Origin of the sequence: Ensifer sp. Root423 (assembly GCF_001426275.1) — a bacterium.
Taxonomy (GTDB): domain Bacteria; phylum Pseudomonadota; class Alphaproteobacteria; order Rhizobiales; family Rhizobiaceae; genus Ensifer; species Ensifer adhaerens.
In genome coordinates this window covers 1-22,528 of the sequence record NZ_LMEG01000005.1, presented here as the reverse complement: position 1 = coordinate 22,528, position 22,528 = coordinate 1, and the positions used below count along the sequence as shown (strand labels likewise).

The 22,528-nt window shown below is 63.1% G+C and carries 22 protein-coding genes; 17 read left to right on the top strand and 5 right to left on the bottom strand.

Translation table 11 applies throughout. The features are described 5' to 3' along the window. The first annotated feature begins 33 nt into the window (after window positions 1-33). The 6 genes from purE to ASD01_RS07625 all read left to right on the top strand — a co-directional run bounded on the left by purE (window position 34) and on the right by ASD01_RS07625 (window position 4,110). Window positions 34-498, top strand: coding sequence for a 5-(carboxyamino)imidazole ribonucleotide mutase (purE, locus tag ASD01_RS07650; protein ID WP_034806641.1), 465 nt, complete (start codon window positions 34-36; stop codon window positions 496-498). Next, window positions 495-1,550 (top strand): 5-(carboxyamino)imidazole ribonucleotide synthase, encoded by a 1,056-nt coding sequence (locus tag ASD01_RS07645; RefSeq protein ID WP_060528861.1) that lies wholly within the window; start codon window positions 495-497, stop codon window positions 1,548-1,550. The genes purE and ASD01_RS07645 overlap by 4 nt, the downstream gene beginning before the upstream one ends. A gap of 171 nt (window positions 1,551-1,721) precedes the next feature. Next, window positions 1,722-1,847 (top strand): type B 50S ribosomal protein L36, encoded by a 126-nt coding sequence (gene ykgO / locus ASD01_RS07640; protein ID WP_034806120.1) that lies wholly within the window; start codon window positions 1,722-1,724, stop codon window positions 1,845-1,847. A 78-nt stretch (window positions 1,848-1,925) separates the two neighbouring features. Then, a complete protein-coding gene (locus tag ASD01_RS07635) occupies window positions 1,926-2,540 on the top strand; it encodes a tetratricopeptide repeat protein (protein ID WP_034806119.1) in 615 nt (204 codons plus the stop codon). Beyond that, the gene (locus ASD01_RS07630; RefSeq protein WP_156553005.1) at window positions 2,521-3,075 is read left to right on the top strand and encodes a lasso peptide biosynthesis protein; all 555 of its coding nucleotides are present in this window, start codon (window positions 2,521-2,523) and stop codon (window positions 3,073-3,075) included. Before ASD01_RS07635 ends, ASD01_RS07630 begins: the two co-directional genes overlap by 20 nt. Before the next feature lie 30 nt (window positions 3,076-3,105). Then, window positions 3,106-4,110: an alpha/beta fold hydrolase gene (locus ASD01_RS07625; RefSeq protein WP_051659726.1), complete on the top strand. Its 1,005-nt coding sequence runs from the start codon at window positions 3,106-3,108 to the stop codon at window positions 4,108-4,110. Between the two features lie 155 nt (window positions 4,111-4,265). Here ASD01_RS07625 and pyk read toward each other — a convergent pair whose 3' ends face one another. Both pyk and ASD01_RS07615 read right to left on the bottom strand, forming a co-directional pair. Then, window positions 4,266-5,705 carry a pyruvate kinase gene (gene pyk / locus ASD01_RS07620; protein ID WP_034806117.1) on the bottom strand — a complete coding sequence of 480 codons (1,440 nt, stop codon included), beginning with the start codon at window positions 5,703-5,705 and terminating at the stop codon, window positions 4,266-4,268. Further along, window positions 5,705-6,181: a DUF1036 domain-containing protein gene (locus tag ASD01_RS07615; RefSeq protein ID WP_051659725.1), complete on the bottom strand. Its 477-nt coding sequence runs from the start codon at window positions 6,179-6,181 to the stop codon at window positions 5,705-5,707. Before ASD01_RS07615 ends, pyk begins: the two co-directional genes overlap by 1 nt. A gap of 191 nt (window positions 6,182-6,372) precedes the next feature. On the opposite strand from ASD01_RS07615, the gene ASD01_RS07610 reads away from it, so the two are divergent. The 3 genes from ASD01_RS07610 to ASD01_RS07600 all read left to right on the top strand — a co-directional run bounded on the left by ASD01_RS07610 (window position 6,373) and on the right by ASD01_RS07600 (window position 7,983). Next, the gene (locus ASD01_RS07610; protein WP_034806115.1) at window positions 6,373-7,182 is read left to right on the top strand and encodes an N-formylglutamate amidohydrolase; all 810 of its coding nucleotides are present in this window, start codon (window positions 6,373-6,375) and stop codon (window positions 7,180-7,182) included. After that, complete coding sequence (locus tag ASD01_RS07605) at window positions 7,179-7,487, top strand: DUF1244 domain-containing protein (protein ID WP_034806113.1); 309 nt, start codon at window positions 7,179-7,181, stop codon at window positions 7,485-7,487. Before ASD01_RS07610 ends, ASD01_RS07605 begins: the two co-directional genes overlap by 4 nt. A gap of 232 nt (window positions 7,488-7,719) precedes the next feature. Further along, window positions 7,720-7,983 carry a DUF2312 domain-containing protein gene (locus ASD01_RS07600; protein WP_034806111.1) on the top strand — a complete coding sequence of 88 codons (264 nt, stop codon included), beginning with the start codon at window positions 7,720-7,722 and terminating at the stop codon, window positions 7,981-7,983. Window positions 7,984-8,153: 170 nt separating this feature from the next. Here the strand turns inward: ASD01_RS07600 and ASD01_RS07595 are convergent, their stop codons facing one another. Together ASD01_RS07595 and ASD01_RS07590 are read right to left on the bottom strand one after the other, a co-directional pair. After that, window positions 8,154-10,010, bottom strand: a complete 1,857-nt coding sequence (locus ASD01_RS07595; RefSeq protein ID WP_034806108.1) for a DUF882 domain-containing protein — start codon at window positions 10,008-10,010, stop codon at window positions 8,154-8,156. 180 nt (window positions 10,011-10,190) lie between these two features. Further along, a complete protein-coding gene (locus tag ASD01_RS07590; RefSeq protein ID WP_034806104.1) occupies window positions 10,191-11,735 on the bottom strand; it encodes a sigma-54-dependent transcriptional regulator in 1,545 nt (514 codons plus the stop codon). Window positions 11,736-11,922: 187 nt separating this feature from the next. Here ASD01_RS07590 and ASD01_RS07585 point away from each other — a divergent pair, with 187 nt between their 5' ends. From ASD01_RS07585 to ASD01_RS07575, 3 genes are read left to right on the top strand one after another with little or no spacing between them, the layout of a single operon-like run. Further along, the gene (locus ASD01_RS07585; RefSeq protein ID WP_034806631.1) at window positions 11,923-13,782 is read left to right on the top strand and encodes a M3 family oligoendopeptidase; all 1,860 of its coding nucleotides are present in this window, start codon (window positions 11,923-11,925) and stop codon (window positions 13,780-13,782) included. 45 nt (window positions 13,783-13,827) lie between these two features. Next, the gene (locus ASD01_RS07580; protein WP_051659724.1) at window positions 13,828-15,027 is read left to right on the top strand and encodes an aminodeoxychorismate synthase component I; all 1,200 of its coding nucleotides are present in this window, start codon (window positions 13,828-13,830) and stop codon (window positions 15,025-15,027) included. After that, window positions 15,024-15,656 carry an aminotransferase class IV family protein gene (locus ASD01_RS07575; protein ID WP_034806101.1) on the top strand — a complete coding sequence of 211 codons (633 nt, stop codon included), beginning with the start codon at window positions 15,024-15,026 and terminating at the stop codon, window positions 15,654-15,656. The genes ASD01_RS07580 and ASD01_RS07575 overlap by 4 nt, the downstream gene beginning before the upstream one ends. Here the strand turns inward: ASD01_RS07575 and ASD01_RS07570 are convergent. After that, window positions 15,621-16,571, bottom strand: coding sequence for a sensor domain-containing diguanylate cyclase (locus tag ASD01_RS07570; RefSeq protein WP_034806098.1), 951 nt, complete (start codon window positions 16,569-16,571; stop codon window positions 15,621-15,623). The genes ASD01_RS07575 and ASD01_RS07570 overlap by 36 nt on opposite strands. 148 nt (window positions 16,572-16,719) lie before the next feature. Between ASD01_RS07570 and ASD01_RS07565 the strand changes: the two genes are divergently transcribed. From ASD01_RS07565 to ASD01_RS07545, 5 genes are all read left to right on the top strand, one after another. Next, window positions 16,720-17,598: a heme-dependent oxidative N-demethylase family protein gene (locus tag ASD01_RS07565; RefSeq protein WP_034806095.1), complete on the top strand. Its 879-nt coding sequence runs from the start codon at window positions 16,720-16,722 to the stop codon at window positions 17,596-17,598. A gap of 191 nt (window positions 17,599-17,789) precedes the next feature. Then, on the top strand, window positions 17,790-19,241 hold the full coding sequence (locus ASD01_RS07560; protein ID WP_034806092.1) for a homospermidine synthase: 1,452 nt from the start codon (window positions 17,790-17,792) through the stop codon (window positions 19,239-19,241). A 173-nt stretch (window positions 19,242-19,414) separates the two neighbouring features. After that, entirely contained in the window at window positions 19,415-19,786 is a 372-nt protein-coding gene (omp10, locus tag ASD01_RS07555) for an outer membrane lipoprotein Omp10 (protein ID WP_034806089.1), read from the top strand. Between the two features lie 230 nt (window positions 19,787-20,016). Continuing rightward, window positions 20,017-21,891: a bifunctional metallophosphatase/5'-nucleotidase gene (locus tag ASD01_RS07550; RefSeq protein ID WP_034806086.1), complete on the top strand. Its 1,875-nt coding sequence runs from the start codon at window positions 20,017-20,019 to the stop codon at window positions 21,889-21,891. 122 nt (window positions 21,892-22,013) lie between these two features. Then, on the top strand, window positions 22,014-22,528 hold a 515-nt coding region (locus ASD01_RS07545; RefSeq protein ID WP_200954147.1), incomplete at its 3' end, for a ferrochelatase.

Sequence of the window (22,528 nt, the reverse complement as noted above, 5' to 3'; positions counted from 1 at the left end):
ATCGACACCACGACCCCACCCGTCGCCATCATCATGGGAAGCCAGTCGGACTGGGAGACGATGAAGAACGCCGCCGATACGCTCGACGCGCTCGACATTCCCTATGAGGCACGCATCGTTTCGGCCCATCGCACGCCCGATCGGCTGGTCAGCTTCGCCAAGGGCGCCCGCGACGAGGGCTTCAAGGTCATCATCGCCGGTGCCGGAGGTGCAGCGCATCTGCCCGGCATGTGTGCCTCGATGACGCCGCTGCCGGTCTTCGGCGTCCCCGTGCAGTCGAAGGCGCTTTCCGGCCAGGACAGCCTGCTGTCGATTGTCCAGATGCCGGCCGGCATCCCGGTCGGAACGCTGGCGATCGGCCGCGCCGGTGCCGTCAACGCAGCCCTCCTTGCCGCAGCCGTCCTTGCGCTTGGCGACGAGGACCTCGCCGACCGGCTCGACGACTGGCGCGAACAGCAGACCATTGCCGTTGCCGAGTATCCGGTGGACGAGGCATGACCACCATCGGCATTATCGGCGGCGGCCAGCTCGGCCGCATGCTGGCGATGGCAGCCGCCCGACTGAACTTCCGCACGGTCATCCTCGAGCCGCAGGTCGACTGTCCGGCTGCCCAGGTCGCAAACGACCAGATCATCGCTGCCTATGACGACGAAGCCGCGCTCGGAAAGCTTGCTGAAGTCAGCGACATCATCACCTACGAATTCGAGAACGTTCCGGTCGCGGCTGCCGAGCGACTGGCGGCAAAACGCCCCGTCTTCCCGCCACCGAAAGCGCTGGAAGTCGCGCAGGACCGCCTCACCGAGAAACGCTTCATCAACGGCTGCGGCATTGCCACGGCGCGCTTCCATGCCGTCGACAGCCAGGCCGACCTTGAAGCGGCCCTTGCGGATTTCGGCGGGACCGGCGTGCTGAAAACCCGTCGCCTCGGCTATGACGGCAAGGGACAGCGCGTCTTCCGCTCGACGGCAGACGGCCCGGCGGGCGCTTTCGCAGCACTCGGCGGCGTACCGCTGATCCTCGAAAGCTTCGTGCCCTTCGAGCGCGAAATCTCGATCATCGCAGCCCGCGCGCCCGATGGCGCCGTTGCCTGTTTCGATCCGGCGGAAAACGTGCATCGCAACGGCATCCTCCATACCTCGACGGTCCCGGCAGAGATCGGTGCTGCGGCCGGCGAAGCGGCACGGGTTGCCGCCAAGGCGATCCTCGATGCGCTCGGCTATGTCGGCGTCATCGGCGTCGAGTTCTTCGTGCTCGCCGACGGCAGCCTGATCGTCAACGAGATGGCGCCCCGCGTGCACAATTCCGGCCACTGGACGGAAGCTGCCTGCGTCGTCTCGCAGTTCGAGCAGCATATCCGTGCCGTCGCCGGACTGCCGCTCGGCAATCCGCGTCGCCATTCGGACTGCGTCATGCAGAACCTGATCGGCGACGACCTCGACACGGTCCCCGCATGGCTTGCCGAGGATGACGTGCTGGTGCACCTCTACGGCAAGACCGAGGCCCGCGCCGGCCGCAAGATGGGCCACGTCACGCGGCTCGTCCGCGGCTGAGGACCATAGAAATGCGGGGCAAGACACCAAAATGGGGCGTCTTGTGGTTGACACACCAGGGGTGACACGGTATTTGCCATCCCACCTTAAAGGAGCGCGCTCACGGGCGCGCTTTTGATTGTTAGAGATACCGGGCGAATTTTCATTCCCCGAAACCTGCGGATCAGGAAAATGAAGATCAAGAATTCGCTCAAGTCGCTCAAGACCCGCCACCGCGAAAACCGTCTGGTTCGTCGCAAGGGCCGCATCTACATCATCAACAAGTCCAACCCGCGCTTCAAGGCTCGTCAGGGCTGAGACCCGACAGGGGACTTGGGGACAGCGCTCAAGCGATGTCCCAGAATTGATTTTGAAGTTATTCCGTGGCGAGCTAACATGCTCGCCATGCGAGTTTTTATACCCTTGATTCTGGCGTGTTCCGCCCTGCTCGCCACCTCCACGGGAGCTGGCAATGTTTCCTTCGCGGCGGAAGCCTCGACCCAACCGGAAGCAACCAGCCTCACCACCCCGAAGCAGCGCCTCGACACCCTGTTCGCCGACCTGAAAAAGGAGCGCGACCCCGACAAGGCACGCGAGCTCTCCAACCAGATCCGCATCGAGTGGCAGGATTCCGGCAGCGCCACCGTCAACCTGCTGATGCAATGGGCCGACAAGGCGATCACCGACAACAAGCAGCCGGCCGCTCTCGATATCCTCGACCAGGTTATCGCCCTTGCACCCAATTATGTCGAAGGCTGGAACCGCCGCGCGACACTGCATTACGCGATGGGCAACTACCGGAAATCCATGTCGGACATCAATCGCGTGCTGTCGATCGAGCCCCGCCACTTTGGCGCACTTGCCGGCATGGCGGCAATCCTCGGCGCCTCCGGCAAGGATGAGCTTGCCATGCGTGCGTGGGAACAGTTCCTGGACATTTATCCCGCCGATCGCAAGGCGCAGGAACAACTGGGCGAACTTGCCGAGAAACTTGCCGGCAGCAAGACCTGACAACGCGCGTTCCAGTCGATTGCCAAGCCCGCCACCGCCCATCCTCTCCGACAGGACATCGCTTCTGAAGATCGCGACAGCCGCGCGCCATTTCATCGAACCGATCTGGATTGAATGGCATCGTCACGCCGGCGCGGACCGCCCCACGATCGCCTCGCAAGGCACCTGCGGCCGCACGAGCCTGTTCCTGCAGCGCGTCTTGAGCACCCAAGGCTTCAGCGCCGACTGGGTCTGCGGAACGCCGCGCAGCGGGCCGTTGGAGCCTGAAATCGGACCGTTCGGCTTCAACTGCGGGAAGAGCTGGCAAAGCCATGCCTGGGTCGAATGCGGCGATTTCATCGTCGACATCACAGCCGATCAATTCGGCGCGCCTCCAGTCCTCGTTGTCGATCGCACGGACAACCGCTACAACAAAGGCAACCGGGATGGGGCGCTGCCAGAGTTCGTACTGGCCCGCCGGCGCGCCGTGGACGACATCTGGCCGCAATGGCAAAGGATAAGTGCCGGTGGCCCCAAGGGTTCGCTTACGCCTTGAAAGCCGGGCGCCGGAAGACAAATAGAGACGATGTTCCCAGTTGCGCTCCTGTTCCTTGCACTGATACTCGCCGGCGTCGCCTACAGCCTCTGGCACGCGCGTAGCTTCGCCCGGCGCTTTCCCAATGTCGGCGAACTGATCGACATCGGCGGCTACCGCATGAACAGCGTACACCTGCCCGCCGGCGGACAAGCCGACCTCTTGCCCGTCGTCTTCATCCATGGCGCCAGCGGCAACCTGCTCGACCAGCTGCATGCCTTCGCACCGGCCCTTGACGGCCGCGCCGAGATGCTGTTCGTCGATCGCCCGGGCCACGGCTACTCGGAGCGCGGCGGGCCGGAAAACGACTTGCCGGACGGTCAGGCGGATGCGACCGCAAAGCTGATGGACAAGCGCGGCATCCGTCGCGCCGTGATCGTCGGCCACTCCTTCGGCGGCGCGATTGCAGCGAGCTTCGCCCTCAACCACCCGGACAAGACCGCCGGCCTCGTCCTGCTGGCGCCGGCGACCCATCCCTGGCCCGGCGGCATCGACTGGTATTACCGCCTGACGGCCCTGCCCTTCGTCGGCTGGCTCTTCGCCCACACGCTGGTGACGCCGCTTGGGCAGCGGCGCATCGAGGGCGGCACGCACTCGATCTTTTCGCCCAATCCACGGCCGGCCGACTACATCGACAAGACCGGCCCGCATCTCGTGCTGCGTCCCTCGACCTTCCTCAGCAATGCCCGCGACATCGCCAACCTGCACGCCTATCTGACCGCGACCGCGCCGCGCTACCGGGAGATCGCCGCACCGACGGTGATCATCACCGGCGACAGCGATGGCATCGTGCTGGCCGATATCCACTCACGCGGGCTGGCGCGCGATATCCCCGGCGCCGAGTTGCTCTGGATCGGCAATCTCGGCCATAAGCCCGACTATGTGGTCACTGATGTCATCGTCGCCGCGGTGGAGAAGCTGGCCGGCAAGCCCGGGGATCTGGATGCGGCAGTAAAGCGCGCCGAAGAAAGGCTTGCCGCCGCCAAGACACCCTGATCGTGCCAGGCCATCCGTTGGGGCCGCACCTCATCTGGCAGCCTTTCTCGGCGCGCCCGTTATCCCGCTAGCTGCCATCATCAACAAAACACGAAACCCCAGGAGCGGATCAGCGCTCCGGGGGTTTCGTTGCAGTCCGAAAAAGAGAGCGGGCGTCAGACGCCGCTCATGCCGTCCGAGCCGATATAGGCGATACGCAGCATGTTGGTCGCGCCAGGGGTACCGAGCGGCACGCCGGCCGAAATGATGATGCGTTCGCCCGGCTTGCCGAAGCCTTCCGAGGCAACGATGCGGCAAGCGCGGTTGACCATGTCGTCGAGGTCTGTCGCATCCTCGGTGACGACGCAATGTAGGCCCCAGACGACCGAAAGGCGGCGCGCCGTCTGCACGATCGGCGACAGCGCGATGATCGGCACCTGCGGCCGCTCGCGGGCGGCGCGCAGACCCGTCGTACCCGACGAGGTGTAGCAGACGATGGCAGAGAGCCGCAGCGTCTCGGCGATCTGGTGGGCCGCAAGCGAAATCGCGTCGGCACCGGTGGCTTCCGGCGGCGTGCGCTGCGCGTAGATGATGCTGGAATAATGCGGGTCGCGCTCGACGTTGCTGGCGATCGACGCCATGGTCGAAACGGCTTCCACCGGATATTCGCCCGAGGCCGATTCTGCCGAAAGCATGACGGCGTCCGCACCTTCGAAGACGGCTGTCGCGACGTCGGAGACTTCGGCGCGCGTCGGGACCGGAGCCGAAATCATCGATTCCAGCATCTGGGTGGCGACCACTACCGGCTTGCCGGCGCGGCGACATGCACGCGTCAGCTGCTTCTGCAGGCCCGGCACCGATTCCAGCGGCATCTCGACGCCGAGGTCACCGCGGGCAACCATCAGTGCGTCGGAGAGCTCGATGATCTCGTCGATGCGGTCGAGCGCCTGCGGCTTTTCGATCTTCGACATCAGGCCGACGCGGCCGCGGGCGATCTTGCGAACCTCTGCCAGATCTTCCGGACGCTGCACGAAGGAGAGCGCCACCCAGTCGAATTCGCCGGTCGCCAGAACGGCGTCGAGGTCGGCACGATCCTTGTCGGTCAGTACGCCGACGGCAAGCAGCGTATCGGGCAGGCTGACGCCCTTGCGGTCGGAGATCTTCGTGCCGGCGACGACCGTCGTGACGATGCTCTTGCCATCGGTCTTTTCAGCCTTCAGGTGCAGCTTGCCGTCGTCGATCAGCAGGCGATGGCCGGGCTTGACCGCTTCGAGGATCTCCGGATGGGGCAGATAGACGCGGGTGTTGTCGCCAGGCACGTCCTTGTTGTCGAGCGTGAAGGTCTGGCCGACCTTCAGGTCCACCTTGCCTTCCGCGAACTTGCCGACGCGCAGCTTCGGTCCCTGCAGGTCGCCGAGGATGCCGATCGGCCGGCCACAGCGCGCCTCGACTGCGCGGATGCGCTGCACCAGCGTGCGCATCACGTCGTGGCTCGCATGGCTCATGTTGATGCGGAACAGATCGGCCCCGGCCTCGTGCAGCTTCTGGATCATCTGCTCGTCCGAAGACGCCGGTCCGAGCGTTGCGAGGATTTTGACTTTTCTGTTCCGCTTCATCAATTCTGGCTTTCCTGCGTGCCGGACGGATCCGAAAGCTGAACCATCCAGCTTCCCTGCCGTCCCGTGTCGTACTCTTTGAATCCCATGCGCTGGAAGCCGCGGGCGAAGCAGTCCTGCACGCCCGTGATTTTGAATTCGTTCTCGGCAACGCACATGTTGACGTCACCGGTCCAGCGGCCGCCACGGGCCGCATCTTCCGCGTAAAGATAATAATATCGTGACTGTAGCTCGCCCTCGATCAGGGTCGCGCAGGTGTTGGCAGGCACCTGCCACCAGCCTTCCGTCATCCAGCCGTCCTTGGCCCGGTAGCCGATGGCCACACCAACCAGTGTCTGGGTGCCGTTGCACACGCGGAAGTCGGCGCGTGCGTCGCTGGCGAAAAGAAATGAGCTTGATGTTGCCAGGAGAAACAGGAGGATGCCTCCCAGTGTCGTCAGCCCCGGCTTCGCTTTGGAAAAAGGATATCTGGACACGGTTTCCGATGGAACTCCGTTTTGATTTGCGTGGCACTTTTTGCGACGGGCAGCCCCGAAAGTCAACGTAACTCTAATCGATTACAATCGGTAAATTGCTTTCGGATTTCGATAAACAGTTGCGTTTTTCTTGCGATTGACGCCCTCGCGTGCGATCAGCGAGACGGGGCGCTGAAACGGACTGGAACGGCATGCAACACTATTCTCCCTATGAGATTATCGAAGCCAAGCCCACAACCGGGCTCGTGCTCCTTGCCGATCACGCGATGAACCGGCTGCCTGCCGAGTATGGCAGTCTCGGCCTTCCCGCCGCGGCCTTCGAGCGGCACATCGCCTATGATATCGGTGTCGAAGCGCTCGTGCGGCGCGTGTCTGCGATGCTCGATGCGCCGGCCGTTCTCGGCTGCTTCTCGCGCTTGCTGATCGATCCCAATCGCGGCGAGGACGACCCGACGCTGATCATGCGGATTTCCGACGGAGCGATCATTCCGGGAAACCATCCCATCACCGAGCAGGAGTGGGAAAACCGGCTGAACCGGTTCCATCGTCCCTATCACCGCGCCGTCTCCGAGACGATCGGCCGAAGCGCCGAGGCGCATGGCGCAGCACCGCTGGTCATCTCCATCCATTCCTACACGCCGGCCTGGAAGGGCGTCGCCCGTCCCTGGCACGCCGCCGTCCTCTGGGACAGCGACGGCCGCGCCGTTCGGCCACTGATCGACAGGCTCGAGGCACCGGGCGATATCGTCGTCGGCAACAATGAACCCTATGACGGCGCGTTGCGCGGCGATACCATGTTCCGGCACTGCATGGTGCCGGGCATTTCGCATGCCCTGATCGAGGTGCGGCAGGATCTGATCGCCGACGCTGAAGGCGTTGCCGCCTGGGCCGAGCGGCTGGCGCCGATCCTCGCAAGCCTGAACGCCATGCCCGAACTGCATCGGTACGAGCGGCACATCTCGCGCACCGGCGCCTATGATGAAGAGGACGAGCGACCATGACCGAACTGACCCCGGAGCAACAGATCGCCTTCGAAGCCGCCGCCTTTCGCCGGCTGGTCAACCATCTGCGCGAGCGCAGCGATGTCCAGAACATCGACCTGATGAACCTCGCCGGCTTCTGCCGCAACTGCCTGTCCAATTGGTATCGCGAAGCCGCCGAACAGGCGGGCGTTCCGCTTGCCAAGGAGGAATCGCGCGAGATCATCTACGGCATGCCCTACGAGGAATGGCGCGAGCGCAACCAGAGGGAAGCATCCGCAGAACAAAAGGCGGCGTTCGAGCTCAACCGGCCCAAAGCTGAGTGAGGAAAGGCGTGTGCGGGTTTCCGCGGCATTCCACTCTAACTCGTAAGCCGCTTGAAAATGATGGCTGGATCGAGCCGACGCAAACCGTCGTGATCAAAGGAATAAGGGTCGTTTCGCCCGCCTCTGCCACGGAAATGACCGCGTTGTTGCGCAATCACCCTTGACCTTGGCGGCCGTTCGCGGCACGTCACGGCACCCAAGAAATTCCATTCCCCCTATCAAGGAGAAGACCATGTCGGATGCTCACGGCGTCGCACGCGATCAGCTTCGTGCTTTCATCGAACGGATCGAACGCCTGGAAGAAGAAAAGAAGACCATCGCCGACGACATCAAGGACGTCTATGGCGAAGCCAAGTCCACAGGTTTCGACGCCAAGATCCTGCGCAAGGTCATTTCGATCCGCAAGCAGGACCACGACGAGCGCATGGAACAGGAAGCGATCCTCGACACCTACCTCCAGGCGCTCGGCATGGTGCCGGCAGCCGACGAGGAATAAGCAAGCCTTTTTGAAGGCCGCCTGTCGGCGGCCTTCGCCTTCCGCGCGTGAACGCCGGCAGCAGAGGCTCTCAATGCAGCCGGGAGCCGACATAAGGCGAAGACAGAATGCAGATACGAAAAAGCCCGCCAGGTCGGCGGGCTTTTTCGTGTCTATGGTTTGGTGGAAGCTCAGTTGGTGCTGAACTTCTTCACTTCCATGAAGTTGACGGCATTGCCGCTGAACCGGGCCGTGTCGACGTTTGGTCCGGCGCTGCTGGAGAAGCCGGCGGCATAGACTGTCGTCGGAGCAGTACGCAGAGACTTGCTGACGAAGCGCGGCGCCTTCACCGGCTTGGAAAGCGTTGCGACGCGGCCGGTCGAAAGCGCCCATTCGGAAATGATCTTCTGGGTCAGCTTCGGCTCGGCGCGCACCGATGAGCGGGTCGCGGCATCGGCGTCGTTCTTCTTCGGTCGGCCGCCCTTGGCCGGAGCTTCCGCCTGCGTGTCGAAGGCGCTGTCGAAGATCGCGGCGCGCGCATTTGTACCCGACTGCGGCGCATAGGCTGCCATCTCGATCGGCTGCGGCTGGGCAACCGGCTGACGTTCAGCTGGCGTCGGCTGGGCAAGCGCGACACGGGTCTTGGCTTCAGCCGCCACGTCGCGCGGCGGTTCGGCGGATGCCACGACCGGGCGCTCCGCGAAGGAGGGGATCACGACCTGTGCATCGGCAACGGCGGCAAGCGCCGCGTCACCCGCGGGCCGCACGGCCGGAACCGGCACGAAACCGAGCGCCTGCATGTCCGGCTCGGCATCGGCGGATGCGACGAGCGTGTTCATGTCGCGGCGGTCAAGCATTTGCGGCACAGGAACCTTCATCGAGCCGAGGTCGGCAAATTCGCTCGGCATTTCCGAGGTTGGCGGCAGGGCGGCAGCAAGGGCTTCCTGCGCCGGGTTCTTCTCCGGCGCCACCAGGGCGACGGCTACGCCACCATCGGCAGGCGCTTGCTTGAAGGCAGGCCGCACCGCCGGGACCGGCGCATTGATGTTCTGTTCGGCAGCAACCGTCGGCTCGGCGGCGACAGAACCGGCGACGCCGGGCAGCGCTTCCTGAGCGGCGGGCGCGGCAGCCGTCTGCACCTTGGCAGCAGGAGCTGCGCCACCTTCATCGTCGGCACCGGGGCCGGCTGCGATTGCCGAGGGTTCTTCATCCTCGTCACCGCCGCCGCCAAAGAGCATGGCGAACAGGTTGCCGCGGCGCTTGCCGCTCGCCGTATCGCCCGGGCCCGTATCGCCGCCACCGGCGACCTGGATCGCCGACGCGCCGACGCGACGCTTGTAGTCGGCAACCGCCTGGTCATAACCCGGAAGCGGCTTGCCGTCGGACGGCAGATGCATGGTCTTGCCGTCGGGGAAGAGGCGCGCCAATTCGGCACGGCTCATGCGCGGCCAGGCGCGAACGCCACCGACATCCATATGGACGAAAGGCGAGCCGGAAGTCGGGTAGTAACCGACGCCGCCCACCTGGAATTTCACGCCGATTTCACGCAGCGTCTTCAGCTTCACATCCGGCAGATAGAAGTCCATCGCCTTACCGAGCATGTGCTGGCTCTTCTTGGCGACGCCCTTCGAACGCGAACGCAGCATGCCGTTGGTCGCCGGCGAACGATAGGCCGAAACGACGTGGATGTAATCGCGCGATCCGCTCTTCTGGTAGACTTCCCAGACGAGATCGAGCAGGCGCGGGTCCATCTTCGTCGGCTCGTTGCGACGCCAGTCGCGCAGGAAACGGTTGATTTCCTGCAGACCCTTGGCGTCGTAGCGGCCATTGCGCTTGAAGGTGATCTGCGCCTTTTCCTGAGTATGAATGAAATAGAGCTTCAGTGTCCGGGTCTGGCCTGCGGCCTCCACGGGAGGAGCAAAACCAGGCGTAACGAGGGCAGCCGCAAGAGCAACGGATGTCAGAACCTGCGGCACCCGGCGGGTAACCGCCGCGCAGACTCTCGCTAAGGAGCCGAGCGGCTTCTTAAAACCGAACAAATTTGGCATTCAATCCCCGTCCGACGGACAACCGTGCTTCGCTGTCTCAGATGACTGTCAAATAAGGTGACAGCATGGCAAATTTGCCACAGTCGTCACCGCCCCTTATAATATAGTGAATACTTCACTAACAAGGTCTAAACGGCGGTGACTGAATAGCACGGCTAATGAATCGTGAATGCGTCGATTTTATGCCGCCTCTCTCAAAGGGTTATCGGGATCGATGCCATAATCCTTCAGCTTGCGGTAGAGGGTAGACCGGCCGATACCGAGCTTTCGGGCCACCTGACTCATCTGGCCGCGGTAGAATTTCAGCGCAAAACGAATCAATTCCTCCTCGACTTCGGCAAGCTTGCGCACGTCTCCGCCCTCGTCGACGCTGGCGATCGCATTCTCCATGCGCGGGTCGCTGGAGGCTTCCGCCTCCATGGATTTCGCCGCACTCGCGAAGTCTGGATAGACGCTTGATGCCGTCTCGCCGCCAGCCGGCGCCCGCTCCGGTCCGCCCTCGCCCCAGGAGAAGCCCGAACGATCGGAAACCACGTAGCCGGGTATCTGAGTGGCGATCTGCGGGAAATCCTTCACCGTCAGTTCGTTGCCCTCGGCAAGCACGACGGCGCGGAAGATCGCGTTCTCGAGCTGGCGAATGTTGCCCGGCCAATCATAGGCGGTCAGAAGCGCGAGCGCGCCGCTCGATACCGTCAGCGGCTGGTTCAGCCGCTGCTCGGCGGCGAAGCGCTCGACGAAGGAGCGCACCAGCACCGGGATATCTTCCTTGCGTCGGCGAAGCGCCGGAATGGTGATCGGGAAAACATTGAGGCGGTAGTAGAGATCCTCGCGGAACCGCCCTTCGCGCACTTCGTTGATCAGGTCCTTATTGGTGGCCGAGATCAGCCGCACGTTCACCTTCTGCGGATGGCGCGCGCCGATCGTCTCGACCTCGCCCTGCTGAACCGCGCGCAGCAGCTTCACCTGAACCTCGAGCGGCAAGTCGCCAATCTCGTCGAGGAACAGGGTTCCTCCGTCCGCATCGACGAACTTGCCGGTGTGCTTTTCGGTCGCGCCGGTAAAGGCACCCTTTTCGTGACCGAAGAGAATGCTCTCGACCAGATTGTGCGGGATGGCGCCACAGTTGACGGTGATGAAGGGCTTGCCGACCCTGTCGCTTGCCGACTGGATGGCGCGCGCCACCATTTCCTTGCCGACGCCGGATTCGCCCTCGAGCACGATCGGGATGTTGGACTGCGCGGCGCGGCGTGCAAGGTCGATCACCCGGATCATCGCCGGGCTTGCCGAGACGATATCATCGAAGCCGACGGCGCCACCGCGCGGACGGCGCGAGGTTTTGACCTTGCCGTCACGGCTTGCCATTTTCAGCGCATTGCTGATGGCCACGGACAGCCGTTCCGGAGAGACCGGCTTGACCAGGAAGTCGAAGGCGCCGGCCTGCATCGCGTGCACCACGGTCTCGATGCCGCCCTGTCCGGTCTGGACGATGACCGGCGTGTCGACGCCGCGCTCGGCCAGCGCTTCGAGGAAGCCGTGGCCGTTCATTTCCGGCATCAGGAGATCGAGAAGGATGACATTGATCATGCCGCCCTTGCGCTCCAGCAGTTCCAGACCGCTGCGGCCGTTATCGGCGAGATGCGCCACATGACCGAGACGCTCGATCATGTTCGTCAGCAACCGGCGCTGCACCGGATCGTCATCAATGACCAGAATGTGTGATGTCACGGAAGCCTCCTGCTCTGGACACGCGGTACTCTTTGGCCAACCTCATGTGCCAAATCACGTCAGGCATCTGTGCCATAAAGGGCTGAACATCATGTTTTGAGAAATGCTTGCATTTTATCCATTGCCGGCGATAGCAATGGGGCCCATATCGCTGCCTCTTCCTGTCACGAACGAGAGAAATCCGACGATGACCTTCCGCCCCTTCGCCCCCGAGCAATTTGTTGTCCGCGCCGCCGCCGGCCAGAGCCATGGCGCCGCTGCCGACCTCGGTGACCTGCCCTCCTGGCGGCTGGAGGATCTTTATGCCTCCGCTTCCTCGGATGCGTTTCGCAACGATATGACGAAGGCCGATGCCGACGCGATCGCCTTCGAGACCAAGTGGAAGGGCAAGCTGGCCGAAGCGGCGACGAAGAGCGGCGAAGCCGGCATCGGCGCCGCCGTGCGGGAATTCGAAGCGCTCGAAGACATCATGGGCCGCATCGCGTCGTTTGCGGGCCTCACCTATTTTTCGGACACGTCCAAGCCGGAGAATGGCAAGCTTTACGGCGATGTGCAGTCGAAGCTCACCGACATGTCGGCGCATCTCCTGTTCTTCTCCCTGGAGCTGAACCGGATCGACGACGCGATCCTCGACAAGGCACTCGAAACAGACGCGCTCGCCGCCCATTACAAGCCCTGGCTGACCGACCTGCGCATGGACAAGCCCTATCAGCTCGACGACAAGCTGGAGCAGCTTTTCCTGGAAAAATCGATGACCGGTGCCGCCGCCTTCAACCGGCTGTTCGACGAGACTATGGCAAGCCTCACCTTCACTGTCGACGGTGAAGCGCTGCCGCTCGAGGTCACCCTGAACCTGCTGCAGGACCCGTCGAGCGACGTTCGCAAGAAGGCGGCGATGGCGCTGGCGGAAACCTTCAAGGCCAATATCCGCACCTTCACGCTGATCACCAACACGCTCGCCAAGGACAAGGAAATCTCCGACCGCTGGCGCGGCTTCAAGGATATTGCCGACAGCCGGCATCTGGCCAACCGCGTCGAGCGCGAGGTCGTCGATGCGCTCGCCGAAGCGGTCAAGTCCGCCTATCCGCGCCTGTCGCACCGCTACTATTCGCTGAAGGCAAAGTGGCTCGGCATGGAGCAGATGGATTTCTGGGACCGCAACGCGCCGCTGCCGGAAACGCCGAACGCGCTGATCTCCTGGGACGAGGCCAAGGACACGGTGCTCTCCGCGTATAATGCCTTCGCGCCGGAAATGGCTGATATCGCCCGCCGTTTCTTCGATGAGCGCTGGATCGACGCGCCGGTGCGGCCCGGCAAGGCGCCGGGCGCCTTCGCCCACCCGACGGTGCCGTCGGCTCACCCCTATGTGCTCGTCAACTACATGGGCAAGCCGCGCGACGTGATGACGCTCGCCCACGAGCTCGGCCACGGCGTGCACCAGGTGCTTGCCGGCGGACAGGGCGCGTTGATGGCCTCGACGCCGCTGACGCTCGCCGAAACCGCGTCTGTCTTCGGCGAGATGCTGACCTTCCGCGCGCTTCTCGACCAGACGAAGGACAAGCGCGAGCGCAAGGCCATGCTCTCCCAGAAGGTCGAGGACATGATCAACACGGTCGTGCGCCAGATCGCCTTCTACGAGTTCGAGCGCAAGGTGCACACCGCGCGGAAGGAAGGCGAGCTGACGGCCGACGATATCGGTAAGCTGTGGCTGTCGGTGCAGAACGAGAGCCTTGGCCCGGCCATCCGGATTTCCGAAGGCTACGAGACCTACTGGGCCTATATCCCGCACTTCATCCATTCGCCCTTCTACGTCTATGCCTATGCCTTCGGCGACTGCCTGGTGAACTCGCTCTACGCGGTCTACCAGAACGCCGAACAGGGCTTCCAGGACAAGTACTTCGAGCTTCTGAAGGCCGGCGGCACCAAGCACCATTCCGAACTGCTCGCCCCCTTCGGCCTCGATGCCACCGATCCGTCGTTCTGGGCACAGGGACTGTCGATGATCGAAGGGCTCATCGACGAACTCGAAGCGCTTGATAAGGCCTGATCCGGACAAGGGTCCGGATCGCGGCGCGATCGACAAGACGACTTTATGAGCGACACTGCACCCTATGTGCTGTTCCGGGACGACAGCGAAAGCCGCACCACGGTTTTCGCATCGCCTTCGCGCGTCATAACGGCCCGCACGAAGGCCGATTTTGTCCGCGGCCTTGCCGAGCTTGAACGCGCGCACAAATCAGGCAAATGGATTGCCGGCTTCATGTCCTATGAGGCCGGCCATCTCTTCGAGGAGAAGCTCGAAGGCTTTGCCGAGGAAAATCGCAAGACGCCGCTGATGTCATTCGGCATCTTCGATGCGCCGAGCGAGGATCATCCCCTCTCCGAGCCGCAGCGGCGAACCGAGAACGAACCCTTCTTGAGCGAACCGCGCGCCAGCTGGGATTTCGATACCTACCGCGAACGTTTCGACCGCCTGCACCTGCATCTGCGAAAGGGCGATTGTTACCAGGCAAACCTGACGATGCCGATCCATGCCCGCTGGTCCGGCGACCCGCGCGCAGCCTTCTGGTCGCTGATCGACCGACAGCCGGTCAAGTACGGCGCGCTCGTCGCGCTCGACGGGCCAGTGCTCCTGTCGCGCTCGCCGGAGCTTTTCTTCCGAGTCGATGCGGACGGCTGGATCGAGACCCACCCGATGAAGGGCACGGCCAAGCGCGGCGCGTCGGCGCCGGAAGACGCCGAGATCATCGCCGCCATGCGCGCCGACGAAAAGACCCAGGCCGAAAACCGGATGATCGTCGATCTCCTGCGCAATGACATCTCGCGCATCAGCGAGGTCGGCACGCTTGATGTCCCGAAACTCTTCGACATCGAGACCTATCCGACCGTGCACCAGATGGTGAGCCACGTCCGAGCGAAGCTCCTGCCCGAGATCAGCCTCAAGGATATTTTCACGGCGCTCTTCCCCTGCGGCTCGATCACCGGGGCGCCGAAGATGCGCGCCATGGAAATCCTGCACGACCTGGAAGACGGTCCCCGCGACGCCTATTGCGGCGCCATCGGTTTCATCGCCCCGAACGGCGTGATGCGCTTCAGCGTCGCGATCCGGACGATATCGCTCTTCGAAAATGGCGATGCCGTCTTTAATGTCGGCGGCGGCATCGTCTTCGACAGCACCGCCCAGTCCGAATACGAAGAGTGCCTCCTGAAGGCCCGCTTTGCCGTTGGCGACGACAGGATCGCGCTCGGCGAAGGCGATGTCGCGCCCGCCGACGACGCGGTCGTCCGATGACGGATTTCTCGTTGATCGAAACCCTGCGCTACGAGCCCGAAGCCGGTTTCATCCGCCTGCGTCTGCACCTCGCCCGGCTGGTCCGATCCGCCCGTCGTCTCGGCATTTCGGGCGCCGATGGCGCGCAGGCCGCGCTGCTTGCAGCGGTCAAGGCCGGCGATGGCGGCGCCGCGCTTCGCGTTCGCCTCGAGCTCTTCCCGGACGGCCATATCGAGGTGAAGACCGCCCCCTTCGCGCCGCTCCCCCAAGATACGGTCTGGCGGGTACGGGTTGCCGGCACCCGGCTGAAGTCGGGCGATCCGCTGCTGCGCTACAAGACCAGTCGCCGCGCCGCCTATGAGGCAGCCCGCGGCGAGTTCGGCCCGAGCGAGGCCGACGAAGTTCTGCTTCTGAACGAGAAGGATGAGGTCTGCGAAGGCACGATCACCTCCGTCTTCCTCGACGACGGCAGCGGCATCCTCAAGACGCCACCGATCGCCTGCGGCCTGCTTGCCGGCGTGCTGCGTACCGAGCTCATCTGCCAGCGCCGCGCGCGAGTTGCGCGGCTTTCACTTAACGACCTCGCCCGCGGCGACCTTTATCTCGGCAACTCGTTACGGGGCCTGATCCGGGTGAACCTCCTGGTCTGAGCCGGGAAGCGTGTGGCGCCTGACCTGGTCCCGCCCATCGCGCTTGGCGAGATAGAGCGCCTGATCGGCGCGTGCATAGAGGTCGCTGACCGTGTCCCCGTCGCGATACTCCGCAACCCCGACCGAACAGGTGTAGAAGAACTCCGGGATGTTCTCGAGCGGGCGGGAATTGCGCACCCGTTCGAGCAGACGATCGAGAATGCGGTGGCCCTCGCTGATGGTGGTATCAGGCAGGATGAGCATGAATTCCTCGCCGCCAATCCGGCCGAAGCAGTCCGAACGGCGCACGAACTCCTGCATCTGGCGCGCAAAGTCGAGTAAAACCTCGTCGCCGCGCTGGTGGCCGTGGCGGTCATTGATCGCCTTGAAGTAATCGATATCGATGATCGCGACACAGCCCCACATATGCGGGTTCTCGGCGCAGTTGGCGATGAACTCGGTGAGACGCCCCATCGTGTAGCGGCGGTTGGGCACGCTCGTCAGCTCGTCGACCTGGGCGGCCCGAAGCGCAAAGTCGCGGTCCTGGCGCAGTTCCCGTTCTTCGGCATGGATCGTCGTGACGTCGACGGCGATGCACAGCATGCAGCCATCCGCATCCACCGTCTCCGTCATCCACAGCCAGCGACCGTCGTGCAGGTCTGTTTCCATGGCGCGGAACGGCACCTTGCCGCGCCGGTGCAATGTCGAGGCGATCCAGGCATCGATGTCTTCCGACTTCAGGATGGTGCCCTGTCCGGCGGCATGGTTCCGACGCATGATCTCTTCCCAGGTCGGGCTCTCGTCCGGACCGACATGGTAGGCCGCGCGAAACGCCGGATTGGCGAAGCGCAGTCGATCGTGCTGATCATAAAGTGCGATCAGCACGGGTGTTTTACTCTGTAGGGCCGCAAGAGCCTTGAGATGACTACCGGTCACGGTCTGTCACGCCTCCGGGAACTAATCAATTATGGCGCGAAGCGGATGCTTCTACCGTAGCTATAGCACGAACCGCTTGTGACAAGCGTTTCACCGTGCGAAACGATAGGGAATATGGTTAAATCGCAACCTAGACCGGTCGCTCCGCATGAAGCATACGCCTTACGACGGTTCTTCAAAACCTTTCACCATCGGCCTTGCCCAGCTCGACCCCGATCGCTGGATTGAGCCGGACGACCAGCTGCAGCACTATCTCTCCGAAAAGAAGCTGCTGCTTGCGCAAGCGCGCGGTACCGTGTTTGCCGCAGCCGACGGTACGCAGGACGCCCAGCGCGAACTGCTCGGCATTCTGGTCGACTACCTGCCGGCCGCCTACCCAGAGATCTACCGCCGCGACGGCGACAGCATGATCGTCGGCGGCGAGCCCGTGCCACTCGACGGCGATGATCCACTGGCCGTTTCAGGATCGCTTGTCCAGGACGATCTCGCCATCATGCAAAAGACCGACGACGGCTGGCGTCTCAACGCTGCCTATGTCGCCTTTCCCTCGTCCTGGTCGCTCGCCGAAAAATACGGCCGCACCATGAACGAGATCCATGGCCCCGTCCCGGGTTTCGAGCATGGCACCCGCAATGCCGAACTGATTGCCCGCATGTTCGACAACCTGCCGCCGGGTCGCTTCGTCGAGCGCTTCAACTGGGCGGTCAATGTCGACGGCGCGCTGCACCTGCCGAAATCGAAATCCGAAGGCATCGCCGCCGGTGCGATCGAGATGACCGAGGAGCGGACCTTCATCCGCATCGAACGGCAGACGCTGCGCAAGCTGCCTGAGACCGGTGCGCTCGTCTTCACTATCCGCATCTATTCGGACCCGCTGACGATGCTGCGCAAGCGGCCGGATGCCGCAGCCCTGGCCGCGTCCTTCGTCGAGCAGCTGCGCGCCCTGACCTTGCCGCAGGCCGCCTACAAGGGGCTTGTCAGCAAGCGGGACGGGCTGATTGAAGCACTTCTCACGATCGCCGGTTAAGCACAGACGCAAATAGCGGTTGACCCGCCGGCTCTTTATTGTGACAGCAATCTATGCTCTACAGCGCCGCGTGCCCCACGGGCATCGCGGCCGTCGGCACATTCATACGAGCCAGAACAGCGGCCACAGCCGCTTCCTCATGCTTAGTCACCCACCGCCACAGGGAAAGTTTTCTCAGGAGTAAGACAAAAATGGCAGATACCACCTATCCGGTTTATGGCGAGATCACCGGTCCGATCGTGATGATCGGTTTCGGTTCGATCGGTCGCGGCACCTTGCCGCTGATCGAGCGCCACTTCAAATACGACAAGAACCGGTTGATCGTGGTCGAGCCCCGTGAGGATGCTGCCGACAACGAGATCTTCGAACGCCATGGCGTTCGTCACGTTCGCGCGCATGTGACCAAGGACAACTACAAGGAACTGCTGAAGCCGCTTCTGACCGAAGGCGAAGGCCAGGGCTTCTGCGTCAACCTGTCGGTCGACACCGGCTCGCTCGACCTGATGAAGATGTGCCGCAAGCTCGACGTGCTCTACGTCGACACGGTCGTCGAGCCGTGGCTCGGCTTCTACTTCGACGCCGAAATGGACAATTCCGAGCGCACCAACTATGCGCTGCGCGAAACCGTGCGCAAGGAAAAGGAAAAGAACCCGGGCGGCACGACCGCGGTTTCCACCTGCGGCGCCAACCCCGGCATGGTCTCCTGGTTCGTCAAGCAGGGCCTCCTCAACCTCGCCAACGACCTTGGCGTGAAGTTCGAAGAGCCGCATCAGGACGACCGCGAAGGCTGGGCCAAGCTGATGAAGAAGGTCGGCGTCAAGGGCGTGCACATCGCCGAGCGCGACACCCAGCGCACCAAGAACCCGAAGCCGTTCAACACCTTCTGGAACACCTGGTCGGTCGAAGGCTTCATCTCGGAAGGCCTGCAGCCGGCCGAACTCGGCTGGGGCACCCATGAAAACTGGATGCCGAAGAACGCCAAGAAGCACAAGAAGGGTTGCAAGGCAGCGATCTATCTGGAGCAGCCGGGCGCCAACACCCGCGTGCGCAGCTGGTGCCCGACCCCCGGCCCGCAGTATGGCTTCCTCGTGACCCACAACGAGGCGATCTCGATCGCCGACTTCTTCACGGTTCGCGACAAGGAAGGCGAAGTCACCTATCGCCCGACCTGCCACTACGCCTACCATCCGGCCAACGACGCCGTTCTGTCGCTGCACGAAATGTTCGGCAACGGCGGCAACGCCCAGCCGGTGCACCACGTCCTTGACGAAAAGGAACTGGTCGACGGCGTCGACGAACTCGGCGTGCTGCTCTACGGCCACGACAAGAACGCCTACTGGTTCGGCTCGCGCCTGTCGCTCGAAGAAACCCGCCGCATCGCGCCTTACCAGAACGCGACCGGTCTGCAGGTCACTTCGGCTGTTCTTGCCGGCATGGTCTGGGCTCTCGAGAACCCGAAGGCCGGCATCGTCGAAGCCGACGAGATGGACTACAAGCGTTGCCTCGAAGTCCAACTGCCCTACCTCGGCCCGGTCGAAGGTCACTACACCGACTGGACCCCGCTCGACGGTCGCCCGGGCCTGTTCCCGGAAGACATCGACACCAAGGATCCGTGGCAGTTCAAGAACATCCTCGTTCGCTAAGCTGCTGAGACGTAAGCGCATCCGGCCCGGGACACGAACGTGCCCCGGGCCTTTTCATCTCTGGCGGAAAAGCCCGAGGCCGCGGCCTGCCGCTCTTGCTTTCAACTCATGATCGCGGCATGGTCTGCCGGAATGAAACAATCCGCTCGACCCAAACGCGGGGGAAATCGCCTATGAAGCCATTCGCCGTTCTGACCCTAATCGCAACCGCGGCCGCGCTTGCCTCCTGCCAGTCGTCGCCACGGATCATCGATGAGGGTGGGCAGCCGGCACGCCAGGCTTCGGGCGTCGAGGGCTCCTGGGTAGACCCGAACGGTATCGTCTCGACATTTGCCGGTGGTACCTTCTCCACGCGCACGACCGACACCAACCAGTTGCTCGCCTCGGGCAACTACGTCAAGACGAGCCCGACGCTTGTCGAGATCAATATGACCTCGCTGGTGCGCAACACCCAGTCGAAGGTCGCTTGCGCTCTGGTCACGCAGAACCAGCTCAACTGCACCACCGACGCCGGGGCACAGTTCTCGCTCGCGCGTCGCGGCTAAAACAGAAAACACGAAATTGCAAAAGCCTCCGTCCGGAGGCTTTTTTCGTTTGCGGGCCACGACTTAACCTTAACGGTAAACCCGACAACCAGGGCATGGTTTTAGCGCTTGAAGTCGCCTTCAAGTGATGAAAACATCCGGCCCGGCAAAGCCACCCCGACCGTGGGGACCGGATCCGTTTCGGCGGACCGGATGCGGTCGGGCGACAACCGGCAAAACAGGAGAACATCATGATCAGACACGTGCGGACCGGCCTGATGACCGCGTCCATTCTTGCCCTCTCCTCGGGCGCAGCCTTCGCCGATTATGAATTGAACATCCTGCATATCAACGACCTCCATTCCCGCATCGAATCGATCAACAAGTTCGATTCCACCTGCTCGGCGGAAGAGGAGGGCAAGAACGAGTGCTTCGGCGGCGTCGCGCGCCTCAAGGCCTTGATCGACCAGAAGCGCCAGGACCTCTCGGGCAAGAACGTGCTGCTGCTCAACGCCGGCGACAACTTCCAGGGTTCGCTGTTCTTCACCACCTACAAGGGCCTCGCGGAAGCCGAATTCCTCAACCTGATGAAGTTCGACGCGATGACCGTCGGCAACCATGAGTTCGACGAGAGCGAGGACGGCCTTGCCGGCTTCCTCGACAAGATCGCCTTCCCGGTCGTCACCGCCAACGTGCTGCCGAGCCAGAAGTCGAAGATCGGCGACCGCATCAAACCGTCGATCGTGCTCGATGTCGGTGGCCAGAAGGTCGGCATCGTCGGCGCGGTTGCCAACGACACGCCGGAGCTCTCTTCCCCCGGCCCGGACATCCTGATCGGCGACGACGTCGCCACCACCACGGCAGCCGTCGAGGAGCTGAAGAAGCAGGGCGTCGACAAGATCATAGCGCTCACCCATGTCGGCTATCCGCGCGACCTCGCGGCCATCGCCAAGATCCCGGATGTCGACGTCGTCGTCGGTGGCCACTCGCACAGCCTGCTGTCCAACACCGATGCAAAAGCCGAGGGTCCTTACCCGACGATGGTCGATAACCCAGGCGGCTACAAGGTTCCGGTCGTCCAGGCCGGCTCCTACACCAAATATCTTGGCGACCTCGTCGTTACCTTCGACGACAAGGGCGTGGTCAAGGCTGCCAAGGGCGATCCGATCCTGGTCGACAGCTCGGTCAAGCCGGATGAGGCCGTGCTCGCCCGCGTCGCCGAACTCGGCAAGCCGATCGAAGAGCTGCGCTCGAAGATCATCGCCAAGACCGAAGCACCGATCGACGGCTCGCGCGAGAATTGCCGCACCAAAGAGTGCGAAATGGGCAGCCTGCTCACCGACGCCATGCTCGACCGCGTCAAGGGCCAGGGTGTGACCATCGCCATCACCAACGGCGGCGGCCTGCGCGCCTCCATCGATGCCGGCGACGTTTCGATGGGCGAAGCCATTACGGTCCTGCCGTTCCAGAACACGGTTGCGACCTTCCAGATGAAGGGCGACGGCATTCGTGAAGCCCTGGAAAACGGTCTCAGCAAGCTCGAAGAAGGCGGCGGCCGTTTCCCGCAGGTGGCCGGCATGAAGTTCTCCTTCGACAAGTCGAAGCCGGTCGGCAGCCGCGTCGTCTCGGTCGAGGTGAAGGAAGGCGAGGCCTACGTCCCGCTCGATCCGGCCAAGACCTATTCGCTCGTCACCAACAACTACATGCGCAATGGCGGCGACGGCTACGACGTCTTCAAGGAGAAGGGTGAAAACGCCTACGACTACGGTCCGGGCCTCGAAACCGTGCTTGCCGACTACCTTGCCGCCCACCAGCCGTTCAAGCCCTATACCGACGGCCGCATCACCGAGGTCGCTTCGGCGGCCGGTGCGGCAACGGCCGAGCCGGCGGCGGACGCAAAGCCTGCTGCCGACGCCACGGCAGCCCAGCCGGCGGCAACGGCCGGCGGCACGGCGGCAGCGAGCGGCCCGCAGAAGCACGTGATCACCAAGGGCGACACGCTCTGGGATCTCGCCAAGGCCTTCTACGGCGAAGGCGCGCTCTGGAAGAAGATCTCCGACGCCAACGGCAAGCCGGCGCCGCGCCACCTGCATGTCGGCAAGGAACTGGAGATTCCGGCAAAGTAAGACAATTTGCCTCTACTTTCAGAGCCGGCGCGGCTTCCCCGCGCCGGCTTTTCTTTTTAGAAGGACTGGAAACCGAAGGAACGAAAGCGGCGTCCCGATACGGGGACCCGACGAGGATGAAGATGACCGATCAGCTTGCCGTGACCACCCCTGCCAACCACCCGTCCGTCAAATCCGGAAAGGTCGGTATCCTGCTGGTCAATCTCGGCACGCCTGATGGCACCGACTACACCTCGATGCGCCGCTACCTGAAGGAGTTTCTGACCGACCGCCGGGTGATCGAGTGGTCGCGACTGTTCTGGTACCCGATCCTGTTCGGCATCGTGCTCAACACCCGCCCCGGCAAGGTCGGCAAGGCCTATGAGACGATCTGGAACAGGGACTTGAACGAAAGCTACCTCCGGACCTACACCCGCAACCAGTCCGAACTGATGGCGAAGTCCTTCGCCGACCAGCCTAACGTCATCGTCGACTGGGGCATGCGCTACGGCCAGCCGTCGATCGCCTCGCGCATGGACGCACTGCAGAAGGCCGGCTGTGAACGCATTCTCGTCTTCCCGCTCTATCCGCAATATGCCGCCGCCACCACCGCCACCGTTAATGACAAGGCCTTCGAGGCGCTTCTGAAGATGCGCTG

What these genes read in the sequence shown, in the direction of transcription:
- ASD01_RS07600 (WP_034806111.1), top strand. Translation starts at nt 7,720, where the DNA reads ATGTCGGATGCTCACGGCGTCGCACGCGATCAGCTTCGTGCTTTCATC.
- ykgO (WP_034806120.1), top strand. Translation starts at nt 1,722, where the DNA reads ATGAAGATCAAGAATTCGCTCAAGTCGCTCAAGACCCGCCACCGCGAA.
- ASD01_RS07595 (WP_034806108.1), bottom strand. Translation starts at nt 10,010, where the DNA reads ATGCCAAATTTGTTCGGTTTTAAGAAGCCGCTCGGCTCCTTAGCGAGA.
- purE (WP_034806641.1), top strand. Translation starts at nt 34, where the DNA reads ATGGGAAGCCAGTCGGACTGGGAGACGATGAAGAACGCCGCCGATACG.
- ASD01_RS07550 (WP_034806086.1), top strand. Translation starts at nt 20,017, where the DNA reads ATGATCAGACACGTGCGGACCGGCCTGATGACCGCGTCCATTCTTGCC.
- ASD01_RS07580 (WP_051659724.1), top strand. Translation starts at nt 13,828, where the DNA reads ATGAGCGACACTGCACCCTATGTGCTGTTCCGGGACGACAGCGAAAGC.
- ASD01_RS07610 (WP_034806115.1), top strand. Translation starts at nt 6,373, where the DNA reads ATGCAACACTATTCTCCCTATGAGATTATCGAAGCCAAGCCCACAACC.
- ASD01_RS07645 (WP_060528861.1), top strand. Translation starts at nt 495, where the DNA reads ATGACCACCATCGGCATTATCGGCGGCGGCCAGCTCGGCCGCATGCTG.
- ASD01_RS07560 (WP_034806092.1), top strand. Translation starts at nt 17,790, where the DNA reads ATGGCAGATACCACCTATCCGGTTTATGGCGAGATCACCGGTCCGATC.
- ASD01_RS07575 (WP_034806101.1), top strand. Translation starts at nt 15,024, where the DNA reads ATGACGGATTTCTCGTTGATCGAAACCCTGCGCTACGAGCCCGAAGCC.
- ASD01_RS07625 (WP_051659726.1), top strand. Translation starts at nt 3,106, where the DNA reads ATGTTCCCAGTTGCGCTCCTGTTCCTTGCACTGATACTCGCCGGCGTC.
- ASD01_RS07585 (WP_034806631.1), top strand. Translation starts at nt 11,923, where the DNA reads ATGACCTTCCGCCCCTTCGCCCCCGAGCAATTTGTTGTCCGCGCCGCC.
- omp10 (WP_034806089.1), top strand. Translation starts at nt 19,415, where the DNA reads ATGAAGCCATTCGCCGTTCTGACCCTAATCGCAACCGCGGCCGCGCTT.
- ASD01_RS07565 (WP_034806095.1), top strand. Translation starts at nt 16,720, where the DNA reads ATGAAGCATACGCCTTACGACGGTTCTTCAAAACCTTTCACCATCGGC.
- ASD01_RS07605 (WP_034806113.1), top strand. Translation starts at nt 7,179, where the DNA reads ATGACCGAACTGACCCCGGAGCAACAGATCGCCTTCGAAGCCGCCGCC.
- pyk (WP_034806117.1), bottom strand. Translation starts at nt 5,705, where the DNA reads ATGAAGCGGAACAGAAAAGTCAAAATCCTCGCAACGCTCGGACCGGCG.
- ASD01_RS07635 (WP_034806119.1), top strand. Translation starts at nt 1,926, where the DNA reads ATGCTCGCCATGCGAGTTTTTATACCCTTGATTCTGGCGTGTTCCGCC.